Here is an 18,157-nt window from a genome sequence, read left to right as displayed (position 1 = left end):
GCGGAGGGCGTGCTTCAGCTCCAGTTGCCGATGCTGCGCGAGCGGCGGCGGGCTTCGCGGTCGATGGCCATGATGATGCCGACGCACAGCATCACGGTCAGCATCGACGATCCGCCATAGGACATGAAGGGCAGGGGAATGCCCACCACGGGCGCCAGGCCCATCACCATCATGAGGTTGATAGCGACATAGAAGAAGATCGTCGTGGTGAGCCCCGCCGCGACCAGGCGCGTGAACTTGTCGGGCGCGCGCAGCGACACGCGGATGCCCCAGCGGAACAGCAGGAGGAACGCGCCGATAAGCAGCACGCCGCCCACGAGGCCCCATTCCTCTGCCATGGTTGCGAAGACGAAGTCGGTATGCCCTTCCGGCAGATAGTCGAGGTGGCTCTGCGTGCCTTTGAGGAAGCCCTTGCCGAAGATGCCGCCTGATCCGATCGCGATCTTGGACTGGCTGATATGATAGCCGGCGCCAAGCGGGTCGCTCTCGGGGTCAAGGAAGATCAGCACCCGCTTCTGCTGATAGTCGTGCAGGAAGCTGAAGGCGATCGGCACCACCGCGGCCAGGGTGAGGCCTGAGCCGATGAAGATCCGGAGCGGCAGTCCCGCCAGGAACATGACTGTGACACCGCCCGCCGCGATCATCGTGGCGGTGCCGAGGTCCGGCTGGACCAGCACCAGCGCCCAAGGCGCGCCGATCAGCACCAGGGCAGGCCAGATCGCGTTCCAACCCCTGATTTCGCCCACCGGCAGGCGCGCGTAGAAGCGGGCCACGGCCAGCACGATCACGGGCTTCATGAACTCCGAGGGTTGCAACTGCATGAAGCCCAGGTTGATCCAGCGCTGCGATCCGCCCGCGACGCCGCCGATGAGTTCCACGAGGACGAGGGCAGCGAGGAGGCCGCCATAGGCAGGGAAGGCGAAGCGGGCGAAGAGCTCGATCGGAATCCGGCTGAGCACCAGTGCCATCACGACGAACACGCAGAAACGCACGCTCTGGTTGATCGCCCAGGGCGTGATGCTGCCCCCCGCCGCGCTGTAGAGCACGATCGTACCGAAGCCGGCGATCGCCGCCAGCAGCGCCAGCACGCGCCAGGGGAATTGGGTGAGGGGCTGGGGGATGATGCTCATGGCGCGGCTGCGTTCGATCCGGGGGGAGGCGGCACGTCGCCAGTATCTTCGGGAGCGGGAGGCGGAGGCGCCGGGCGAGTCGGCTCGGCAGCATTGTCCGCGCCATTGTCCGCAGCGTTGCTCGCGGGTTGGGGAACGACTTCACCCTTCTCGATCGCCTTGGCAAGGCGGAAGGCCGCCATCTGCCGGGCCTGGCGCTCGGCTGGCGGGCCGCCCCAGCCTTTCTCCAGCGTTTCCAGCTTCTCCATCGCCTTTTTCGGGTCGAACAGATAGGACAGCGTGTCACTGGCGATCATCGGCGCGTCCTCGTTGCGGTTGAGGTGGCCGCCATGCTCGATGATGCAGGCCACCGCATAGCGCGGATTGTCGAACGGCGCGAAGCCCTGGAACAGCGCGTGGTCGCGCAGCTTGAAGGGCAGGCCGGCATTGCCGCGTACGCCCCCCGCGCGCTCCGCCATGGTGATGCGGCGGACCTGCGCGGTGCCGGTCTTGCCCGCGATCATGACGCCGGGGATCGAGCTGCGGGCTGCCCCGCCGGTGCCGCCGCCATTGACCACCGCGTTCATCGCGTCGCGGATGGTGGCAAGATGGGCGTCGGACACGCCGGGAATGGGCTGGGCGTCGGGATGCCTCTCTCCCAGGATGAAGTTCGGCATCAGTTCACGGCCCGTGGCAAGCCGCGATGCCATCACCGCCATCTGCAGCGGGTTGATGAGCATGTACCCTTGGCCGATGGTGGCGTTGACCGTGTCGTAGATCTGCCATTCCTTGCCATATTTCTTGAGCTTCCAGTCCGGATCGGGGACCGTGCCATAGCTCTGGCTGGGAAAGGGCAGCGGGAACTTCTGGCCCATGCCGACGCGACGCGCCATGGCGGCGATCCTGTCCATGCCCAGGCGCTGGGCCATCACGTAGAAATAGATGTCGCAGCTCTGCGCGATCGCGCGCTTCATGTTCACGCCGCCATGGCCGCGCCGGCTGTGGCAGTGAAACAGCGTGTTGCCGACGCGCAGCGCCCCGGCACAGTTCACCGTGTCCTCCGGGCTGAAGCCGCCCTCCAGCAGCGCCAGCGCCACCATGGGCTTCACCGTCGATCCGGGAGGGTAGAGCCCCTGCAGCGTCTTGTTGCGCAGCGGGACATGGTCGTCCTTCGACAGCATTTCCCATTCCAGATGGCTGATACCGTCGGAAAAGCTGTTGGGGTCGAAGCTGGGCATCGACGCCATGGCGAGTACGTCGCCATTATGACAGTCGATCACGACCACCGACCCGCTCTGCGTCGCCAGCCGACGCCCGGCATAGTCTTGCAGCCCGGCGTCGATCGTCAGTTGGATGGTGTTCCCCGGCGTATCGGACCGGGTGGTGAGTTCCTGCACGATCTTGCCGCGCGCCGTCACCTCTACCCGCTTGGCGCCCGGCTTGCCGGTCAGACGCTGATCGAAGGACTTTTCCAGGCCATCCTTGCCGACCTTGAAGCCGGGGGTGATCAGCAGCGGGTCACGCCGCTCCTCATAATCCTTGGCCGACGCCGACCCGACATAGCCCAGCAGGTGGCCGACAGAGGCTCCCGCGGGATAATAGCGCGAAAAGCCCTGGCTCGGCGCCACGCCCGGCAAATCAGGCAGGCGGACGCTGACGGCGGCGTATTGGTCGTAGGTCAGCTTGTCGGCGACCTGCACCGGCCGGAAGCCGGCGGACTTGTCCAGCTCGTCGCGGATGCGATCGACCTCGTCAGGGGGGAGCGAGAGCAGTTCGGCGAGATGGCGCACCGTGCCATCTGCATCGGTCATCCGCTGAGGGATCAGGTCGACGCGGAAATCGGTGCGGTTGTTGGCGAGCGGACGGCCGTTCCGGTCGATGATCCAGCCGCGCCGCGGCGGAATCAGCGTCAGATTGACCCGATTGCTCTCCGCCAGCATAGAATATTTCTCGTGCTGGACCACGCTGATCCAGGCCATCCGGCCGGCGAGCAGTGCGCCGATCCCGACCTGAAGGCCGCCGACCACCATCGCGCGGCGGGTGAAGGTCAGGGACTGGGCGGCTTCGGTGACGATCTTCCGCTTGGGCCGGGGAAACTTCATGCCATGACGCGCCAGCGGTCGATCCGCGCGCATTGCCGGACGACGAAGGGGAACAACAGCACGGTCCAGACCATCTGCGGCGCGACCAACAGCAGCCTCACATTAGCTCCGCCGGTGATCCGGGCGAAGAAGACGCCGCCGGCGATGCAGAAGATAATCGCCGCCGCGGCGATTAGCCAGTCCTGCCGGTAGCTGCGCCAGACAAGCCGATGTTCGACGGAGTCGATGCCGATCAGGGTCACCGTCCACAGGAACATGGCGGACCCGATCGGCTGGCCGCTCATCATATCGTCGAACAGGCCGAGCGGCAGGGCGATCCAGGCGCGCCACAGCTCCGGCCGCAGCAGCCGCCAGGACAGCAGCAGCAGGAGGCCGAAGGGCGGCAATATAGGCGACTGGGCGATGATCGGCAGCGCAGTCGCGATCGACCCCAGCATGACTGTGACGACCGGCGTTCCAACGAGGCGAAAGCGCGAAGGATAGCGGCCGAGGCGGGGAACGTGGCGGAGGTGGCGGTCGATCATGGCGCCGTCGGGGGGGCGGCCGGCGCCGGAGTGGGCGCAGCGGTTTCCGGCCGGGTTACGGCATCCTCGAAGGCACGTTCCACCACCACTGCGTCGACGCGGGCGGGATTAGCAAGGGGGACGCCATAGGCGATCTCGCCGGCGATGCGGACCACGACCGCGACGGGGATGTTGGGCTGGTACACGCCGCCGATGCCGGATGTCACCAGCAGGTCGCCCGGCTTGAAAGGGTTGCGCCCGGCCGCGAGCGCTCGGATCTCGATCGATCCGTCGGCAAGGCCGGTGGAGATCGCCGGGACATTGTCGTTCGCCCGGCGAACGGGGACGATGCTGCTGCCGTCGGTCAGCAGCACCACTTCCGCCGTGTTGGGCGTGACGCTGTGCACCCGACCGATCAGCCCTTCGGCCGCGCGGACGGGCATGCCCGGCCGCACGCCCTGCCAGCTGCCGGCGTTGAGCCTGGCGAAACGGCGGGTGCTGGTAGCTGACGAGGCGATCAGACGCGCGGCAACCACTTCGCTGCGGTCCGTATCGACCAGCTTGAGCAGCTTCTTGAGCCGCATATTCTCCTGGACGATGCCCTTCGCCTCGATGATGCGGTTGCGGTCGGCCTCCACCTGGCGGCGGAGCGCGACGTTCTGCGACCCCGCGCGCCAGTAGGCGGCGAGCACCTCGTCGATCGAGGATACCCCACTCACCATGTTCTTGAGCCCTGCCGACACCGGGCGCGTAACCTCCGCCGTAACGGTGCGGATGGCCGCGAAGCCCGTGGGGTCGAAAATCGCGACAACGACCAGCAGGAGCCCCACGGCGGCGCCGGTTACCGCCACGACATAGCTGGCGAACAGGCTATATTGCGCCTTCCGGTTGTGGCCGGGGCGTCGGCTGGGTGGCCGCGCCATCGTCTATGTCTCCCCCGTTCAGGCGGTCTGCAGCACGCCCCGGAAGATCGGATCCTCCATCGCCCGGCCGGTGCCGATGGCGACGCAGGTCAGCGGATCCTCGGCGATGGTGACTGGCAGGCCGGTTTCGTCGCGCAGTTCGTCATCCAGGCCCTTCAGCAGCGCGCCGCCGCCGGTGAGCACGATGCCCTGGTCTACGATGTCGGCGGCCAGTTCCGGCGCGGTATTTTCCAGCGCGATCCGCACGCCTTCGACGATAGTGCTGATCGGCTCGGCGAGCGCGTCGGCGATCTGGCCCTGGTTGATGCTGATTTCCTTGGGCACGCCGTTCACCAGGTCGCGGCCCTTGATGTGGATCGTCTCGCCCACGCCATCCTCAGGCGGCTGGGCGACACCGAACTGCTTCTTGATGCGTTCGGCGGTGGCTTCGCCGATCAGCAGGTTGTGGTGGCGGCGAACGAAGGACACGATCGCCTCGTCCATCTTGTCGCCGCCGACGCGGACGGAGGTGGTGTAGGCAAGGCCGCGCAGCGAAAGAACGGCGACCTCTGTCGTGCCGCCGCCGATGTCGACCACCATCGATCCGATCGGCTCCGTCACGGGCATGTCGGCGCCGATCGCGGCGGCCATCGGCTCCTCGATCAGGAAGACCTGCGACGCGCCGGCATTGCTGGCGGCGTCGCGGATGGCGCGGCGCTCGACGCTGGTGGAGCCCGACGGCACACAGATCACGATCTCCGGCGCGCGCCACGGGCTGTGCTTGCCGCCATGCACCTTGGTGATGAAATGCTTGATCATCTGTTCGGCGACGTCGATGTCGGCGATGACGCCGTCGCGCAGCGGACGGATCGCTTCGATCGAATCGGGGGTCTTCCCCATCATCAGCTTGGCGTCCTCGCCCACGGCCTTGACCCGCTTCACGCCGTTCAGCGTCTCCACGGCGACGACCGACGGCTCGTTCAGGACGATGCCGCGCCCGCGCACATAGACCACCGTATTGGCGGTGCCGAGGTCGATGGCCATATCCTGTGAGGAAAATTTGAAGAGACGCGAAAAGATCGACATGCCCAATCCTGTATAAACCGAACCCTGTGCAGTCCGCCGTCGCAGCGGTGTTCGGAATCCGAATTCGCAACCCGTCCGCCCAACGCTTAGACGTAATTTTTCTGGGCGCGCGGCTCGCGGAAAGCGCTCGCTTGGGCTAGTCCCTTTTCAATGTCAATACGCCGTCTGCCCGAACATCTGGTCAACCGTATCGCTGCCGGTGAAGTGGTCGAAAGGCCCGCCAGCGCGCTCAAGGAAATCGTTGAAAATGCCCTGGATGCGGGCGCTTCCCGCATCGCGGTGCGCCTGTCGGGCGGGGGCCTCGATCGGATCGAGGTGAGCGACGACGGTTGCGGCATGGAATCGGGCGAGATCGCCTTGGCGCTGGAGCGGCACGCGACCTCCAAACTTCCCGACGACGCGATCGAGAATGTGGCGACTCTGGGTTTCCGGGGGGAGGCGCTGCCTTCCATCGCCAGCGTCGCACAGCTTTCGATCGACAGCCGGCCGGCGGGCCGGGACGGCTGGAACCGGACGGTCGACAACGGGCTGCTGGTGGCGGAGGGGCCGGCCGCCCTGCCGCCGGGCACCCGCGTCACGGTGGAGCAGCTATTCGCCCGCGTGCCCGCGCGCCGTAAGTTCCTGCGCTCGGCCAAGGCCGAATATGCTGCCTGCCTCGACGTGTTGCGTCGTCTCGCCATGGCCCATCCGTCCGTCGCCTTCTCGGTCGAGCATGACGGACGGCGCGTGCTGTCCGTGCAGGGCGGGGAAGCGCGGGAGGACCGGGTGGCGGCGCTGACCGACCGCGCGCTGGCGGAGAATCATGTGATCGTCACCCTGGAGCGCGAAGGCGTGCGATTGTCCGGCGTGGCGTCAATCCCGACCTATCATCGTGGCGTCGGCGACCACCAGTTCCTGTTCGTCAATGGCCGGCCGGTGCGCGATCGCCTGCTGGTGGGCGCGGTGCGCGGGGCCTATGCCGACATGCTGGCGCGCGACCGGCATCCGGTGGTCGCCTTGTTTCTCGATGTCCCGCCGCTGGAGGTCGACGTCAACGTCCATCCCGCCAAGACCGAGGTGCGCTTCCGTGATCCGGCGCTGATTCGCGGCATGATCGTGTCCGGTCTGCGCCGGGCGCTCGATGCGGAGGGATTTCGCGCGGTCCAGCATGCCGATCCCGCGGCGCTGGCGGCCTGGCGCAGCGAGCCGGTGTCGCCGACGCCGATCGGTGCGATGCCGATCTTCGAGGCGGCGGCTGCGGCGGAGATGCCCCTGTCCTATCGTCCGTCGCTGGCGGATCGGCGGTCCTCCTTCCTCACGCCGCCCCAGGCTCGCGCCGAGCCAGCCGCCGCGCCAGCGCCCGAGCGGCAGAGTTTCCCGCTGGGCGTGGCGCGCGGGCAGGTGGCGCGCACCTATATCGTCGCCGAGGCGGAGGACGGGCTGGTCATCGTCGACCAGCATGCCGCGCATGAGCGGCTCACCCTGGAACGGATGCGCCGCGCGATGGAGGGACAGGGGGTGGCGAGCCAGGCGCTGCTGCTTCCCGAGGTGGTGGAACTGGACGAGCCCGCCTGCGACCGGCTGGAAGCGCGGGCGGAGGAACTGCGCGACTTCGGGCTGGAACTGGAGCGCTTCGGCCCGGCGGCGATGCTCGTCCGCGCGGTCCCGGCGATGCTGGGGCAGTCCGACGTGCAGGGCCTCGTCACCGACCTTGCCGACGATCTCGCCGCCTATGACAGCGCCCTGTCGCTGAAGGACCGGCTCGATCTGGTCGCGGCGACCATGGCCTGCCACGGCTCGGTCCGGGCGGGGCGGGTGCTCAGCGTTGCGGAGATGAATGCCCTGCTGCGTGAGATGGAGGTGACTCCCCGCAGCGGCCAGTGCAACCATGGGCGACCCACCTGGGTGAAGCTCGGCCATGGGGACATCGAGAAGCTGTTCGGACGGAAGTAGCCGGCGTCCTTATCGCTCCAGCGCCATCCGCACCGCCAGCCCGCCCAGCACCGTGCCCATGAACCAGCGCTGGGCGCGCAGCCAGAGGGGCTTGGCGGCGAGGAAGCCGGCGATGGAGCCGGCGAGGCAGGCGATGATCGCGTTGACCGACAGGCTGATGGCGACCTGCGTCGCGCCGAGCACCAGCGACTGGCCCAGGATGTTGCCGCGGGCCGGCTCGATGAACTGGGGCAGCAGCGACAGGTAGATCATCGCCACCTTGGGATTGAGCAGGTTGGTGATCAGGCCCATCGCGAACAGCCTGCGCGGCCCGTCGCGGGGCAGGTCGCGGACATGGAAAGGGGATCGGCCGCCCGGTCGCACTGCCTGCCAGGCGAGCCAGAGCAGGTAAAGGGCGCCGCCGATCCGCAGCGCGTCATAGGCGAAGGGCACCGCCATCAGCAGCGCCGTGATGCCGAACGCCGCGCAGACCATGTAGAAGAGGAAGCCGCAGGCGACCCCGAGCAGCGAGATCATCCCCGCGGCCCGACCCTGCGAGATGGACCGGGACACGAGATAAATCATGTTCGGGCCGGGGGTGAGCACCATGCCGAAGGCAATGAGGGCAAAGGCGGCGAGATGAGTCAGGCTTGGCAAGGCGATGGTCCCCCTGGGGCGGGGATGCCCGACTAGGAGATACGAACGACGGGCCAAAGGGCCGCCGGCATGGGACTGGCTTCACCCCTGAGCGGGTCGCGTCCGCCACATGGCGATGGGGACCATCGTCATCACCGCCTCGTCCTTCTGGTTGAAGATCGTCACCCTGTTCTTGACGATCCCCATTTCCGGCCGGCTTCTCGATGCTTTCAGGTCGATTACCTCCGATATGCCGCGCAGCGTATCGCCCGGGCGCACGGGGCGCAGCCAGCGCAATTCGTCCACGCCCATCGCGCCCAGGCTCGCGGCTTGGCGCGCCGGTTCGCGCTGCATTTCGGCGACGAACATCTTCATGAACAGCGCTGTCGTGTGCCAGCCGCTGGCCGACAGGCTGCCGAAATGAGTCGCCGCCGCCGCCTCGTCGGACAGGTGGAAGGGCTGCGGGTCGAATTCCGCGGCAAAGGCGATCACTTCATCCCGCGTCACCGTCAGCGGCCCGAAGGCGAAGCTGTCGCCGACCGCGATATCCTCGAAATAGACAGGCTCGACCATGATCCGTTTCCCCTTGCAACGGACAAGGCCTATCGATGTCTTACGTTTACGTCAACTGTCAGGCGATCGACAGCCCGGGCTGGCCGCGCGGCACGGTGATCGTTGCCCGCTTCGCGATCGCGCCGCCCGGGGTCGAGACGCGGTCCATCACCATGAAGCGCGACTGCCAGGCGTCGGGCGTCACCTCGCAGACCAGGTAGCCGCGCTGGTCGTTCAGGAATTTGAGCTGCGGATTGTTCTGGAACATCCGGTCGCTGCCCGCCCGCAGGTCCGATCCATCGCCGCCTGACGAGATGGAGGTTGAGACGAACTCCACCGCGACGGTCCGGTCGCCATCGTCGAGCAGTCCGGCGAAATTCTGGTGCTCGTCACCAGTCAGCACGACGACATTGTCCAGGCCTTTCATCCGCGCCAGCAGCCGGCTGCGCTGCGCCTCATAGCCGGCCCAGCTGTCGAGATTGTAGATCTTTTCCTTCTCGTCGGCATAGCGGCGGCGGTCGAGCGACATCATCATCACCTGCTGCGCGACGCAGTTCCACTTCGCCTGCTTGCGCGACAGGTTGCGCAGAAGCCAGGCTTCCTCCTGGGCGGATATCACCTGCCCCTTGGGATCGTCGATCCCGGCGCAATGCGTCTTGAACCCGTCGCCGCATGGCTGGTCGGTGCGGAAGGAGCGGGTGTCGAGGAAGTCGATCGAGAGGAGGTCGCCATAGCGCGCCTCGCGATATATGTCGGTGATGAGGCCGTCCCTGGGCAGCATCGCCGCGCGCACCGGCATATATTCGTACCAGACCTGGAGCGCCGCCTGGCGCCGGAGCCGGAAGACATCGGCGGGCGCACCCTTGGGGTCGATGTCGCCGACCCAGTTGTTCGCGACCTCATGGTCGTCGAAAGTCGGGAACCATGTATGGCGCGCGCGGGCGGCCTGCAGGTCGTAGTCGGACAGATATTGGGCATAGCGCAGCCGATAGTCGGCGATGTCGAAACAGTCCTGCCCGATATGCTGGCGCACCTGCGCCACGGGCAGGCCGTCCTTGTCGTAATCCGGCCCGCGCTCGGCATATTCGTAGATGAAGTCGCCATAATGATAGACGAAGGCGAGATCGTCCTCGCGGGCGAGGTGGCGGAAGGCGGTGAAATAGCCGTCCTGATAGTTCTGGCATCCGGCAACGCCGAACTTCAGCGACTGGGGCGAGGCTGAGGGCGGCGGCAGGGTGCGCGCGCGGCCTCGGGTGGACAGGTCGCTGCCCAGGGCGAAGCGGTACCAATAGGGACGATCGGGCTGGAGCCCGGAAACCTCGACATGGACCGAATGGCCGAGTTCCGGCCGGGCGGTGGCTTCACCGGACGCGACGATGGTCCGGAAGCGATCGTCGCTCGCCACTTCCCATTTCACCGGCAGCGGCACCATCGGCATGCCGCCATGGGGATCGAACGGGCGGGGCGCCAGCTTCGTCCAGATGACGAAGCCGTCCGGCGACGGATCGCCGGAGGTGACGCCGAGCGCGAAGGGGTAGCTGGCGAACCAGCTCTGGGCCTTGAGGATGGCGGGGGCGCCGAGAAGCGGCGCGGCGGCGGCGATGGACAGAAGTTGGCGGCGATCGAGCATGGCGGGCGCCTTATAACGGATTTGTGACAATTCCGCGGTGACATGGATGCTGGCCGATGTCGCGGCTCGACCGCTCACCCGTCCCCGTTTTCCTCAGGCGCGCCGCGCGACGAGGGATGTCGGCGCGGCGAGGGCGCGGCGGACGCACAGCCGGTTTCGGCCCTGCGCCTTGGCGTCATACAGGGCGAGGTCCGCACGGGCGATCGCATCGTGGATGGACCGGTCGCTGATCTGCACAGTGGACAACCCCAGGCTGGCGGTCAGGTCGTGATCGATGCCGAGGTCGGCCGCCGCCTCGGTCGCGAAGCGTTCCCGCACGATATTGCCTATGGCGGCGGCGCGGGCGGCATCCATGGCAGGCAGGAACAGCACGAATTCCTCTCCGCCGAAGCGGGCGGCGACTGAACGGGGAGGCGCTTCCTCCCGGATCATCTGCGCCAGCATGGCGATCACTTGGTCGCCGACCGCGTGGCCCAGTCTGTCGTTGACTGTCTTGAAATGGTCGATGTCGCACACGACCACGCTGCCGTCGGGGGATGCGCTGGCCATCGCGTCTTCAAAGCCGCGCCGGTTGAGCAGGCCGGAGAGGGGATCGACATGCGCGTCATGACGGTACTGTGCCAACAGATCGAGGATGAGGGCGGACAGCGCCGAGAGGGCCATGAACAGCCCGAACAGGGAGGCGAGCGCCTGCATCAGGAAGGCATATTCGCTGGCGAAGAAGTCGCCATTGCCCCGTGTGAGCTGTATCGTGACGCCGCGAAACAGGTTGTCCATCGCCACCAGCGAGACGGCCGCGAAAAGAGTCCGGTCGGACCAGCGTGCGAGATGTCGGCGGCCCGCGATCAGTGGAATCGCGATCAGCAGGAAACAGCCGAAATCAGACGCCATAAGCTCGAGCGGACCGTGATCGAGCAGGTTGCCGGTGATACTGAGCAGGATTGATATCCCCCAGACGGCAATACGCAGGGACAAGAGCCAGTCGGTCCGCCAGCGCGCGAGCAGCGCTTGGCTGAAGAACAGGAATCCGCTGGCGAATACGATGTTGGCGGGAATGCCCCAGCGGTCGCTGGGCAGCAGCGCATAGGCAGCCGGCACCGCAAATCCAGCCGCGACGCTGAAGAAGCCGCAGCTCCACCATTCCGCGCCGCGCGCGCCCCATGCCCACGCGAACAGGAAGGCGAAGCCGAAGCTCGCCATCATGATCGGCAGGAAGAAGGCGAAATTCGCGCCCACCCGGTGCGCCCCCTTTTCATATGCTTATTGACGGCAGGATGGCATCATTCCGCCGGCCGGCAAGCGCTATCCGCGGCTGGTTAACAAATTGATGCCGACGCGGTGGGTTGATCGGGCGATCAGGCAGGCCAGCCTTTCAGCAGCGGCACCAGATCGTCGAAATGGTGGATCACGGCGTCCGCCTCGAGTGCCTCCACCGGCCCGTCCAGAAAGCCGAAGCTGACGGCGATGTTCGCGATTCCCGCGTTGCGTGCGCCAGCGATGTCGTTGATCGTGTCGCCCAGGAAGATGGCGCGCCCGCCGCCTGCCCGCGCGATCATCTCCCGGATGGGCGCCGGGTCGGGCTTGGCGACGCCCACGGTGTCGCCGCCGACGATCGCGGCGAACCGGTCCGCCAGGCCGATCTGGCGCATCAGCGGCAGGGTGAAGCGCTCGGCCTTGTTGGTGCAGATGGCGAGCTTCACCCCGGCCGCGCTGAGCGACTCCATCGCCTCCACCAGGCCGGGATAGGGAACCGAATGAACGGCGAGGTTCTGCTGATAGTAATCCAGCAGGACCGGCAGCGTTTCCTCCAGCTGCTGCGCGGCATATCCGCCCGATGCGGCCAGAGCCCGTTCTAGCATCACCCGCGCGCCCTTGCCGACGAAGGGCTTGATGTCCTCGACGGGGAAGGGCGCTCGTCCCAGCGTGCCGATGGCATAGTTGACCGCCGCCGCCAGATCCCCGCTGGTGTCGATCAGGGTACCGTCGAGGTCGAATCCGACGATGTCGAAGGGAATGGTGGCCATGGCCGCCCCTTGCCGCCGGAGCGGTGGCAAAGGCAAGTCAAACATGGCAGAGAGCGGCGCAGATTCATGCCTTCGATCCAGGACGATATTCTCATGACCACGCGACCGCTTGCCGTCATCATCCTTGCCGCCGGCCAGGGCACGCGCATGAAGTCGGCGCGCCACAAGGTGCTGCATCCGATAGCGGGACGGCCGATGTTGCTTCACCTGCTGGCAAGCGTCGCGGAACTGGCGCCGGAGCGGAAGGTCGTGGTGGTCGGCGCTGGACGGGATCAGGTCGAGGCGGCGGTCGCCGGGCTGGGCGTCTCCATCGCGGTGCAGGAGCAGCAGCTGGGGACCGGCCATGCCGTGGCGCAGGCGCACGACGCGCTGGCCGGCTTCGCGGGCGATGTGCTGATCCTCTATGGCGACGTGCCGCTGGTGCGGACGGAAACGATGCGGGCGATGCTGGACCGGCTGTCGCGCGGGGACGAGCCGCGCGCGGTCGTGCTGGGCTTCCGTCCCGACGACGCCGCCGCCTATGGGCGCATCATCGCCGACGGGCAGGGCGTCATCGAAAAGATGGTCGAACATAAGGATGCAACGCCTGAAGAGCGGGCGGTAACGCTCTGTAATTCTGGGCTAATGGCGGTACGATCGACCGACCTGTTCGTGCTGCTCGATCGGATCGGCAACGACAATGCGGCGGGCGAATATTATCTGCCCGACATCGTGATGCTGCCCGGCGCGCAAAGTGCGGTGATCGAGACAGAGGCCTGGGAAGTGGCCGGGGTCAACAGCCGCGTCGAACTGGCCGGCGTGGAATCGCTCTGGCAGCAGCGACGCCGTGCCGAGGCGATGCGCGATGGCGTGACGCTGACGGCGCCAGAGACGGTGTTCTTTTCCCATGATACAGTGCTGGGCCGCGATGTGGTGGTGGAGCCGCACGTCGTCTTCGGCCCCGGCGTCAGCGTGGCGGACGATGTGACGATCCACGCCTTCTCCCATCTGGAGGGCGCGACGGTGGAGCGCGCCGCCGAGATCGGTCCCTACGCCCGGCTGCGGCCGGGCGCGCGGATCGGGGTCAAGGCCAAGGTGGGCAACTTCGTCGAGATCAAGAAGGCAGAGCTGGGCGAAGGCGCCAAGGCGAACCACCTGTCCTATATTGGCGACGCAAGCGTTGGCGCGGGTGCCAATATCGGCGCGGGCACCATCACCTGCAATTATGACGGCTTTTTCAAATATCGGACGCAGATCGGCGCAGGCGCTTTCATCGGCTCCAACAGCGCGCTTGTGGCGCCGGTCACGGTGGGCGAAGGTGCGATCGTCGGTGCGGGCAGCGTGGTGACGAAGGATGTGGAGGCCGACGCGCTCTGCCTCGTGCGCCCGCCGCAGGAAGGAAAGCCCGGCTGGGCCGCTCGCTTCCGCACGAAGATGAAGGCGCGCAAGGACGCGAAGTGATTGCCCCGAGCCCAAACGGGATGGGACGTTCATGCCTCTGATGCGACGCATCCTCCTGTTGGGCCTCGTCCTGGCTATCCTGGCGGGCGGCTTCGCTCTCTGGCTGATCGCCAATGCCCGGGCGATGCCGGTGGTGCGCCGGATCGAGATAGCGTTGCCTTTTCCCGCCGGTGCGCCGCGCCGCCCGGTGCGGGTGGCTCTTATCACCGACACCCACCTTTCGGGCCCCGACAACAGCCCGGACCGGATGGCGCGGATCGTCGCGCAGGTGAACGGCCTTCGACCCGACCTCATCCTGCTGGCGGGCGACTATATCGGCGACAACAAGGGCGGGGCCACCTATGACGCGCGGGCCAGCATCGCGCCCTTCGCGGGGCTGCGCGCTCCGCTCGGCGTGGTCGCGGTGCTGGGCAACCACGACAATCGCAGCCGGAAGAACCGCGTGGCGCTGTCGCGGCCGGACTGGCGCGCGGCCTTTTCCCGCATTGGCGTGACTCTGCTCGACAACCAGGCGGTGCGCCGCGGGCCGCTGGCGATTGGTGGGCTGCGCGACATCTATACCGGCAGGCCCGACATTCCCGGGACGCTGACGGCTATGCGGGCGACAGACGGCGCGCCGGTGATCCTGTCGCACGGGCCGGATGTTTTCCCCTCGCTTCCGGATACGCCTTCGCTGACGCTGGTCGGGCATACTCATTGCGGGCAGGTGGCGCTGCCCTTCGTAGGCATCGTCTATGTGCCGTCGAAATTCGGGACGCGCTACGCTTGCGGCATCTATCGTCAGGGCGCGAAGACGATGGTCGTGTCCGCCGGCATCGGCACCAGCGGCCTGCCGATCCGGATGCTGGCGCCGCCCGATGTCTGGCTGATTACCGCTCGTCCATATTGACCGCGACGAGGCGCCGATCTGGGTCCCCGCGGTTAAATCTTCTCCATCCGTCGCTTGAGCCCCTGTTGCGCCGCCTTCATTAATGGCATGGCGATCTTCGCGTCCTATAGGGGCGTGGAATCAACGGTTTTCGGTTCTACGGGGCTATCCTTCATGTGCGGCATCATCGGTATCATCGGCAAGGACGAGGTGGCGGAGCGGCTGGTCGACGGCCTGAAGCGCCTCGAATATCGCGGCTACGACAGCGCGGGCGTCGCCACCGTCCATGACGGTGCGATCGAGCGGCGCCGGGCCGAGGGCAAGCTGTCCAACCTGGTGACCGAACTGCGCGACGAGCCGCTGCCCGGCACGATCGGTATCGCCCACACCCGCTGGGCGACGCACGGCGCCCCCACGACCAGCAACGCCCACCCACATGCAACGCGCGAGGTCGCGCTGGTCCACAACGGCATCATCGAGAATTTCAAGCCGCTGCGCGAGGAACTGATCGCGCGTGGCCGCGTGTTCGACAGCCAGACCGACACCGAGGTCGTCGCCCATCTGGTGAGCGAGCTGGTCGAGAAGGGGGCGGCCCCTCAGGAGGCGGTGGCGCAGGTGCTGCCCCGGCTGCACGGCGCCTTCGCGCTCGCCATCCTGTTCCGCAGCCATCCCGACATTCTGATCGGCGCGCGGCTCGGGTCGCCGCTGGTGGTAGGCTATGGCGAGGGCGAGACCTTCCTGGGTTCCGACGCGCTGGCGCTGGCGCCGCTGACGCAGAGGATCAGCTATCTGGAGGAGGGCGACTGGGTCGTCATCACGAAGGACGGCGCGGAAATCTTCGACAAGGACAACAATCCCGTCGAGCGCCCTATCACCATTTCCGGCGTGACCGGCGAACTGATCTCCAAGGGCAATCACCGTCACTACATGCTCAAGGAAATCTACGAGCAGCCCGTAGTCGTGGCGCAGACGCTGCGGTCCTACCTGCGCCGCATGGAAGACCAGGTGTCGCTGCCGATCCCGGATTTCGACCTGGGCGGGATCCGCCGCGTCACCATCGTCGCCTGTGGTACCAGCTTTTATGCCGGCATGGTCGCGAAATACTGGTTCGAACAGTTCGCCCGCGTGCCCGTGGACATCGACGTGGCGAGCGAATTCCGTTACCGCGCGCCCGTGATGGAGGAGGGCGGTCTGATGATCGTCATCAGCCAGTCGGGCGAGACCGCGGACACGCTGGCGGCGTTGCGCCATGCGCGGGCGGAGGGGCAGAAGATCGCCGCCGTCGTCAACGTGCCCACCAGCACCATGGCGCGGGAGGCGGATCTGCTGCTGCCGACCCATGCCGGTCCGGAGATCGGCGTCGCGTCGACCAAGGCGTTCACCTGCCAGCTCGCCGTGCTCGCCGCCTTCGCCGCCAATCTGGCGCGAGCCAAGGGGCGGCTGGACGCGAAGGCGGAGAAGGAACTGGTGCGGCACCTCGCGGAAGCGCCGGCCGCGCTCAACGCGGCGCTCGCCTATGACGAATCGATCGAGGGGATGGCGCATCTGGTCGCGTCGGCGCGCGACGTGCTGTATCTCGGACGCGGCCCGGACTATCCTCTGGCGCTGGAAGGGGCGCTGAAGCTCAAGGAAATCAGCTACATCCATGCCGAGGGCTATGCTGCGGGCGAGATGAAGCATGGCCCCATCGCACTGATCGACGACCAGGTGCCGGTGATCGTGCTGGCGCCGAGCGGCCCGCTGTTCGAGAAGACCGTCAGCAACATGCAGGAAGTGCAGGCCCGCGGCGGCAAGGTGGTGCTGGTGTCCGACTATGACGGCGTGCAGGCGGCGGGCGAGGGGTGCATGGCGACCATCACCATGCCCAAAGTCCACCCGCTGATCGCGCCGATGGTCTATGCGGTGCCCGTCCAGCTGCTCGCCTATCATGTAGCCGTGGCGAAGGGCACCGACGTCGACCAGCCGAGGAACCTGGCCAAGTCCGTCACGGTGGAGTGACGCGCGTCCGCATCAATCCGCCGTCGCGGTCGCCAGCGGCGCCTTGCTCGTGGTAAACGGGGGCGCAGCATCGTTCGTGTCCATGCGGTTGAACCGCGTGTTCACGACATAGAGATGCTGCCCGGCAAGGGCAGCCGTAGCCGGCGCGGCCAGGCCGCTGAGTGCGTTGCTCTTGACCAGTCTGCCCATTTCAGGTCGGCGGCGAAAGCGATGGTCACCACCTCCGCCCGAGCCGTCGCGATCGCTGAGTTTGTAAGGCTTGTCCTTGGGCTTTGCGCGCGACACCCATGCCGCTGTAAGCCCGGATTTCTGCCGCTTTCCGCTCGATATGATGGTATGTCCCCATCGTGATCTCGGGGCCTACCATCAAATCGTCCATCATTTGGGTGAGAGTTGATGAAACGGCCCTGAACTGACGGAGCCACTGTAGCAGAAAAATCACTGAAAAACAGCCACTTACGGGACGCCCTCAGACGCTCCGAGAGGCCGTAATGGAGGCCCGAGCCGGAATCGAACCGGCGTATACGGATTTGCAGTCCGCTGCGTCACCACTCCGCCATCGGGCCTCGGCAAGTGGGACGCCGCAGATGTGAGGCTTTCGCGGCAAAGTCAAGCCGGCGCGCCGCGGCGCGTCAAGAATCTTCGTGCGCCATGGAAAGCCGCTTGGCGATCGGGGTTTGCTGATTTAGAGGTCGATGATCCTTCAACTGTATTGCATTACCAATACAGTTGTGCCAAGCGAGGAACTGTCGTGACCGAGCAGAATTTTTCTTCGATGCGGGCCGCCATGGTCGAGAGCCAGCTTCGCACCAGCGATGTGGACGACCAGCGCGTCATCGCCGTGATGGCCAGGGTGCCGCGCGAGGCTTTCGTGCCTGCGGAGCGCCGCGCCATGACCTATGTCGACCGGCCGATTCCGCTGTCCGGCGGACGCGCACTCAATCCGCCGCTCGTCACCGGGCGGTTGCTCAAGGAAGCGCAGGTCGAGCCGGGGGAGAAGGTGCTGCTGGTGGGCGCTGCCACCGGATACAGCGCCGCCTTGCTTGCGGAATTGGGTGTGCAGGTGACTGCGGTCGAGGAAGAGGGCGGTCCAGAGATCGCCGTGCCCGGCGTTACTGTGTCGCGCGGGCCGCTCAACGCGGGCGCTCCCGAGGGTGCTCCCTATGACGTGTTGTTCATCGACGGCGCCGTGGAGGAAGTACCTGCCGCGCTCGTTCAGCAGCTTGCCGATGGGGCCCGGGTCGTGACCGGGATTGTCGAGCGCGGGGTCACGCGGCTGTGCAGCGGCCGGGTGGTGGGCGGTATCCTGGGGCTCGCGAGCCTGACGGATATCGAGATGGTGGTGTTGCCGGGCTTCAAGGCGCCCGAACGGTTCATATTCTAGACTAGAGGATCA

General features: G+C 66.6%; 16 protein-coding genes and 1 tRNA gene. 5 read left to right on the top strand and 12 right to left on the bottom strand.

Features of this window, described 5'->3' with window-relative positions:
• Window positions 1-14: 14 nt before the first annotated feature.
• The 5 genes from rodA to M529_RS45180 are packed head-to-tail and all read right to left on the bottom strand — an operon-like array spanning window position 15 to window position 5,702.
• On the bottom strand, window positions 15-1,130 hold the full coding sequence (gene rodA / locus M529_RS45200; RefSeq protein ID WP_021319846.1) for a rod shape-determining protein RodA: 1,116 nt from the start codon (window positions 1,128-1,130) through the stop codon (window positions 15-17).
• Window positions 1,127-3,211, bottom strand: coding sequence for a penicillin-binding protein 2 (mrdA, locus tag M529_RS45195; protein WP_031295613.1), 2,085 nt, complete (start codon window positions 3,209-3,211; stop codon window positions 1,127-1,129). Before mrdA ends, rodA begins: the two co-directional genes overlap by 4 nt.
• Window positions 3,208-3,735 (bottom strand): rod shape-determining protein MreD, encoded by a 528-nt coding sequence (mreD, locus tag M529_RS45190; protein ID WP_021319844.1) that lies wholly within the window; start codon window positions 3,733-3,735, stop codon window positions 3,208-3,210. The genes mrdA and mreD overlap by 4 nt, the downstream gene beginning before the upstream one ends.
• A complete protein-coding gene (gene mreC, locus M529_RS45185) occupies window positions 3,732-4,637 on the bottom strand; it encodes a rod shape-determining protein MreC (RefSeq protein ID WP_021319843.1) in 906 nt (301 codons plus the stop codon). Before mreC ends, mreD begins: the two co-directional genes overlap by 4 nt.
• 18 nt (window positions 4,638-4,655) lie before the next feature.
• Window positions 4,656-5,702 carry a rod shape-determining protein gene (locus M529_RS45180; protein WP_021319842.1) on the bottom strand — a complete coding sequence of 349 codons (1,047 nt, stop codon included), beginning with the start codon at window positions 5,700-5,702 and terminating at the stop codon, window positions 4,656-4,658.
• Between the two features lie 150 nt (window positions 5,703-5,852).
• Here M529_RS45180 and mutL point away from each other — a divergent pair, with 150 nt between their 5' ends.
• Window positions 5,853-7,634 carry a DNA mismatch repair endonuclease MutL gene (mutL, locus tag M529_RS45175; RefSeq protein ID WP_021319841.1) on the top strand — a complete coding sequence of 594 codons (1,782 nt, stop codon included), beginning with the start codon at window positions 5,853-5,855 and terminating at the stop codon, window positions 7,632-7,634.
• A gap of 9 nt (window positions 7,635-7,643) precedes the next feature.
• Here the strand turns inward: mutL and M529_RS45170 are convergent, their stop codons facing one another.
• The 5 genes from M529_RS45170 to M529_RS45150 form a co-directional block, all read right to left on the bottom strand.
• Window positions 7,644-8,270, bottom strand: a complete 627-nt coding sequence (locus M529_RS45170; protein ID WP_021319840.1) for a LysE family translocator — start codon at window positions 8,268-8,270, stop codon at window positions 7,644-7,646.
• A gap of 81 nt (window positions 8,271-8,351) precedes the next feature.
• Window positions 8,352-8,822, bottom strand: a complete 471-nt coding sequence (locus tag M529_RS45165) for a MaoC family dehydratase (protein ID WP_021319839.1) — start codon at window positions 8,820-8,822, stop codon at window positions 8,352-8,354.
• A 58-nt stretch (window positions 8,823-8,880) separates the two neighbouring features.
• A complete protein-coding gene (locus M529_RS45160; RefSeq protein ID WP_021319838.1) occupies window positions 8,881-10,431 on the bottom strand; it encodes an alkaline phosphatase D family protein in 1,551 nt (516 codons plus the stop codon).
• A 93-nt stretch (window positions 10,432-10,524) separates the two neighbouring features.
• Entirely contained in the window at window positions 10,525-11,667 is a 1,143-nt protein-coding gene (locus M529_RS45155) for a GGDEF domain-containing protein (protein ID WP_021319837.1), read from the bottom strand.
• 119 nt (window positions 11,668-11,786) lie between these two features.
• Entirely contained in the window at window positions 11,787-12,455 is a 669-nt protein-coding gene (locus M529_RS45150; protein ID WP_021319836.1) for an HAD family hydrolase, read from the bottom strand.
• 147 nt (window positions 12,456-12,602) lie between these two features.
• Here M529_RS45150 and glmU point away from each other — a divergent pair, with 147 nt between their 5' ends.
• The 3 genes from glmU (at window position 12,603) to glmS (ending at window position 16,761) form a co-directional block, all read left to right on the top strand.
• Window positions 12,603-13,895 (top strand): bifunctional UDP-N-acetylglucosamine diphosphorylase/glucosamine-1-phosphate N-acetyltransferase GlmU, encoded by a 1,293-nt coding sequence (gene glmU / locus M529_RS45145; protein ID WP_408021327.1) that lies wholly within the window; start codon window positions 12,603-12,605, stop codon window positions 13,893-13,895.
• 31 nt (window positions 13,896-13,926) lie between these two features.
• Entirely contained in the window at window positions 13,927-14,784 is an 858-nt protein-coding gene (locus tag M529_RS45140) for a metallophosphoesterase (RefSeq protein WP_021319834.1), read from the top strand.
• 153 nt (window positions 14,785-14,937) lie between these two features.
• On the top strand, window positions 14,938-16,761 hold the full coding sequence (gene glmS, locus M529_RS45135) for a glutamine--fructose-6-phosphate transaminase (isomerizing) (protein ID WP_031295612.1): 1,824 nt from the start codon (window positions 14,938-14,940) through the stop codon (window positions 16,759-16,761).
• A 12-nt stretch (window positions 16,762-16,773) separates the two neighbouring features.
• Here the strand turns inward: glmS and M529_RS49850 are convergent, their stop codons facing one another.
• Window positions 16,774-16,950 (bottom strand): hypothetical protein, encoded by a 177-nt coding sequence (locus tag M529_RS49850; RefSeq protein WP_021319832.1) that lies wholly within the window; start codon window positions 16,948-16,950, stop codon window positions 16,774-16,776.
• A 303-nt stretch (window positions 16,951-17,253) separates the two neighbouring features.
• Window positions 17,254-17,327: transfer RNA gene (locus tag M529_RS45130), tRNA-Cys, on the bottom strand.
• Between the two features lie 185 nt (window positions 17,328-17,512).
• Here M529_RS45130 and M529_RS45125 point away from each other — a divergent pair.
• Entirely contained in the window at window positions 17,513-18,145 is a 633-nt protein-coding gene (locus M529_RS45125) for a protein-L-isoaspartate O-methyltransferase family protein (RefSeq protein ID WP_021319831.1), read from the top strand.
• Window positions 18,146-18,157 lie beyond the last annotated feature (12 nt).

Source organism: Sphingobium ummariense RL-3 (genome assembly GCF_000447205.1).
Lineage (GTDB): Bacteria > Pseudomonadota > Alphaproteobacteria > Sphingomonadales > Sphingomonadaceae > Sphingobium > Sphingobium ummariense.
Note: the sequence above shows the minus strand (reverse complement) of the source record. Positions and strands in the feature narration are given on the sequence as shown.

Bases quoted from the DNA above. Each gene is read 5' to 3' on its own strand.
- rodA (WP_021319846.1), bottom strand. From the start codon at position 1,130: ATGAGCATCATCCCCCAGCCCCTCACCCAATTCCCCTGGCGCGTGCTG.
- M529_RS45160 (WP_021319838.1), bottom strand. From the start codon at position 10,431: ATGCTCGATCGCCGCCAACTTCTGTCCATCGCCGCCGCCGCGCCGCTT.
- M529_RS49850 (WP_021319832.1), bottom strand. From the start codon at position 16,950: ATGGGCAGACTGGTCAAGAGCAACGCACTCAGCGGCCTGGCCGCGCCG.
- M529_RS45150 (WP_021319836.1), bottom strand. From the start codon at position 12,455: ATGGCCACCATTCCCTTCGACATCGTCGGATTCGACCTCGACGGTACC.
- M529_RS45165 (WP_021319839.1), bottom strand. From the start codon at position 8,822: ATGGTCGAGCCTGTCTATTTCGAGGATATCGCGGTCGGCGACAGCTTC.
- glmU (WP_408021327.1), top strand. From the start codon at position 12,603: ATGAAGTCGGCGCGCCACAAGGTGCTGCATCCGATAGCGGGACGGCCG.
- mreC (WP_021319843.1), bottom strand. From the start codon at position 4,637: ATGGCGCGGCCACCCAGCCGACGCCCCGGCCACAACCGGAAGGCGCAA.
- M529_RS45180 (WP_021319842.1), bottom strand. From the start codon at position 5,702: ATGTCGATCTTTTCGCGTCTCTTCAAATTTTCCTCACAGGATATGGCC.
- glmS (WP_031295612.1), top strand. From the start codon at position 14,938: ATGTGCGGCATCATCGGTATCATCGGCAAGGACGAGGTGGCGGAGCGG.
- M529_RS45140 (WP_021319834.1), top strand. From the start codon at position 13,927: ATGCCTCTGATGCGACGCATCCTCCTGTTGGGCCTCGTCCTGGCTATC.
- mrdA (WP_031295613.1), bottom strand. From the start codon at position 3,211: ATGAAGTTTCCCCGGCCCAAGCGGAAGATCGTCACCGAAGCCGCCCAG.
- mutL (WP_021319841.1), top strand. From the start codon at position 5,853: ATGTCAATACGCCGTCTGCCCGAACATCTGGTCAACCGTATCGCTGCC.
- mreD (WP_021319844.1), bottom strand. From the start codon at position 3,735: ATGATCGACCGCCACCTCCGCCACGTTCCCCGCCTCGGCCGCTATCCT.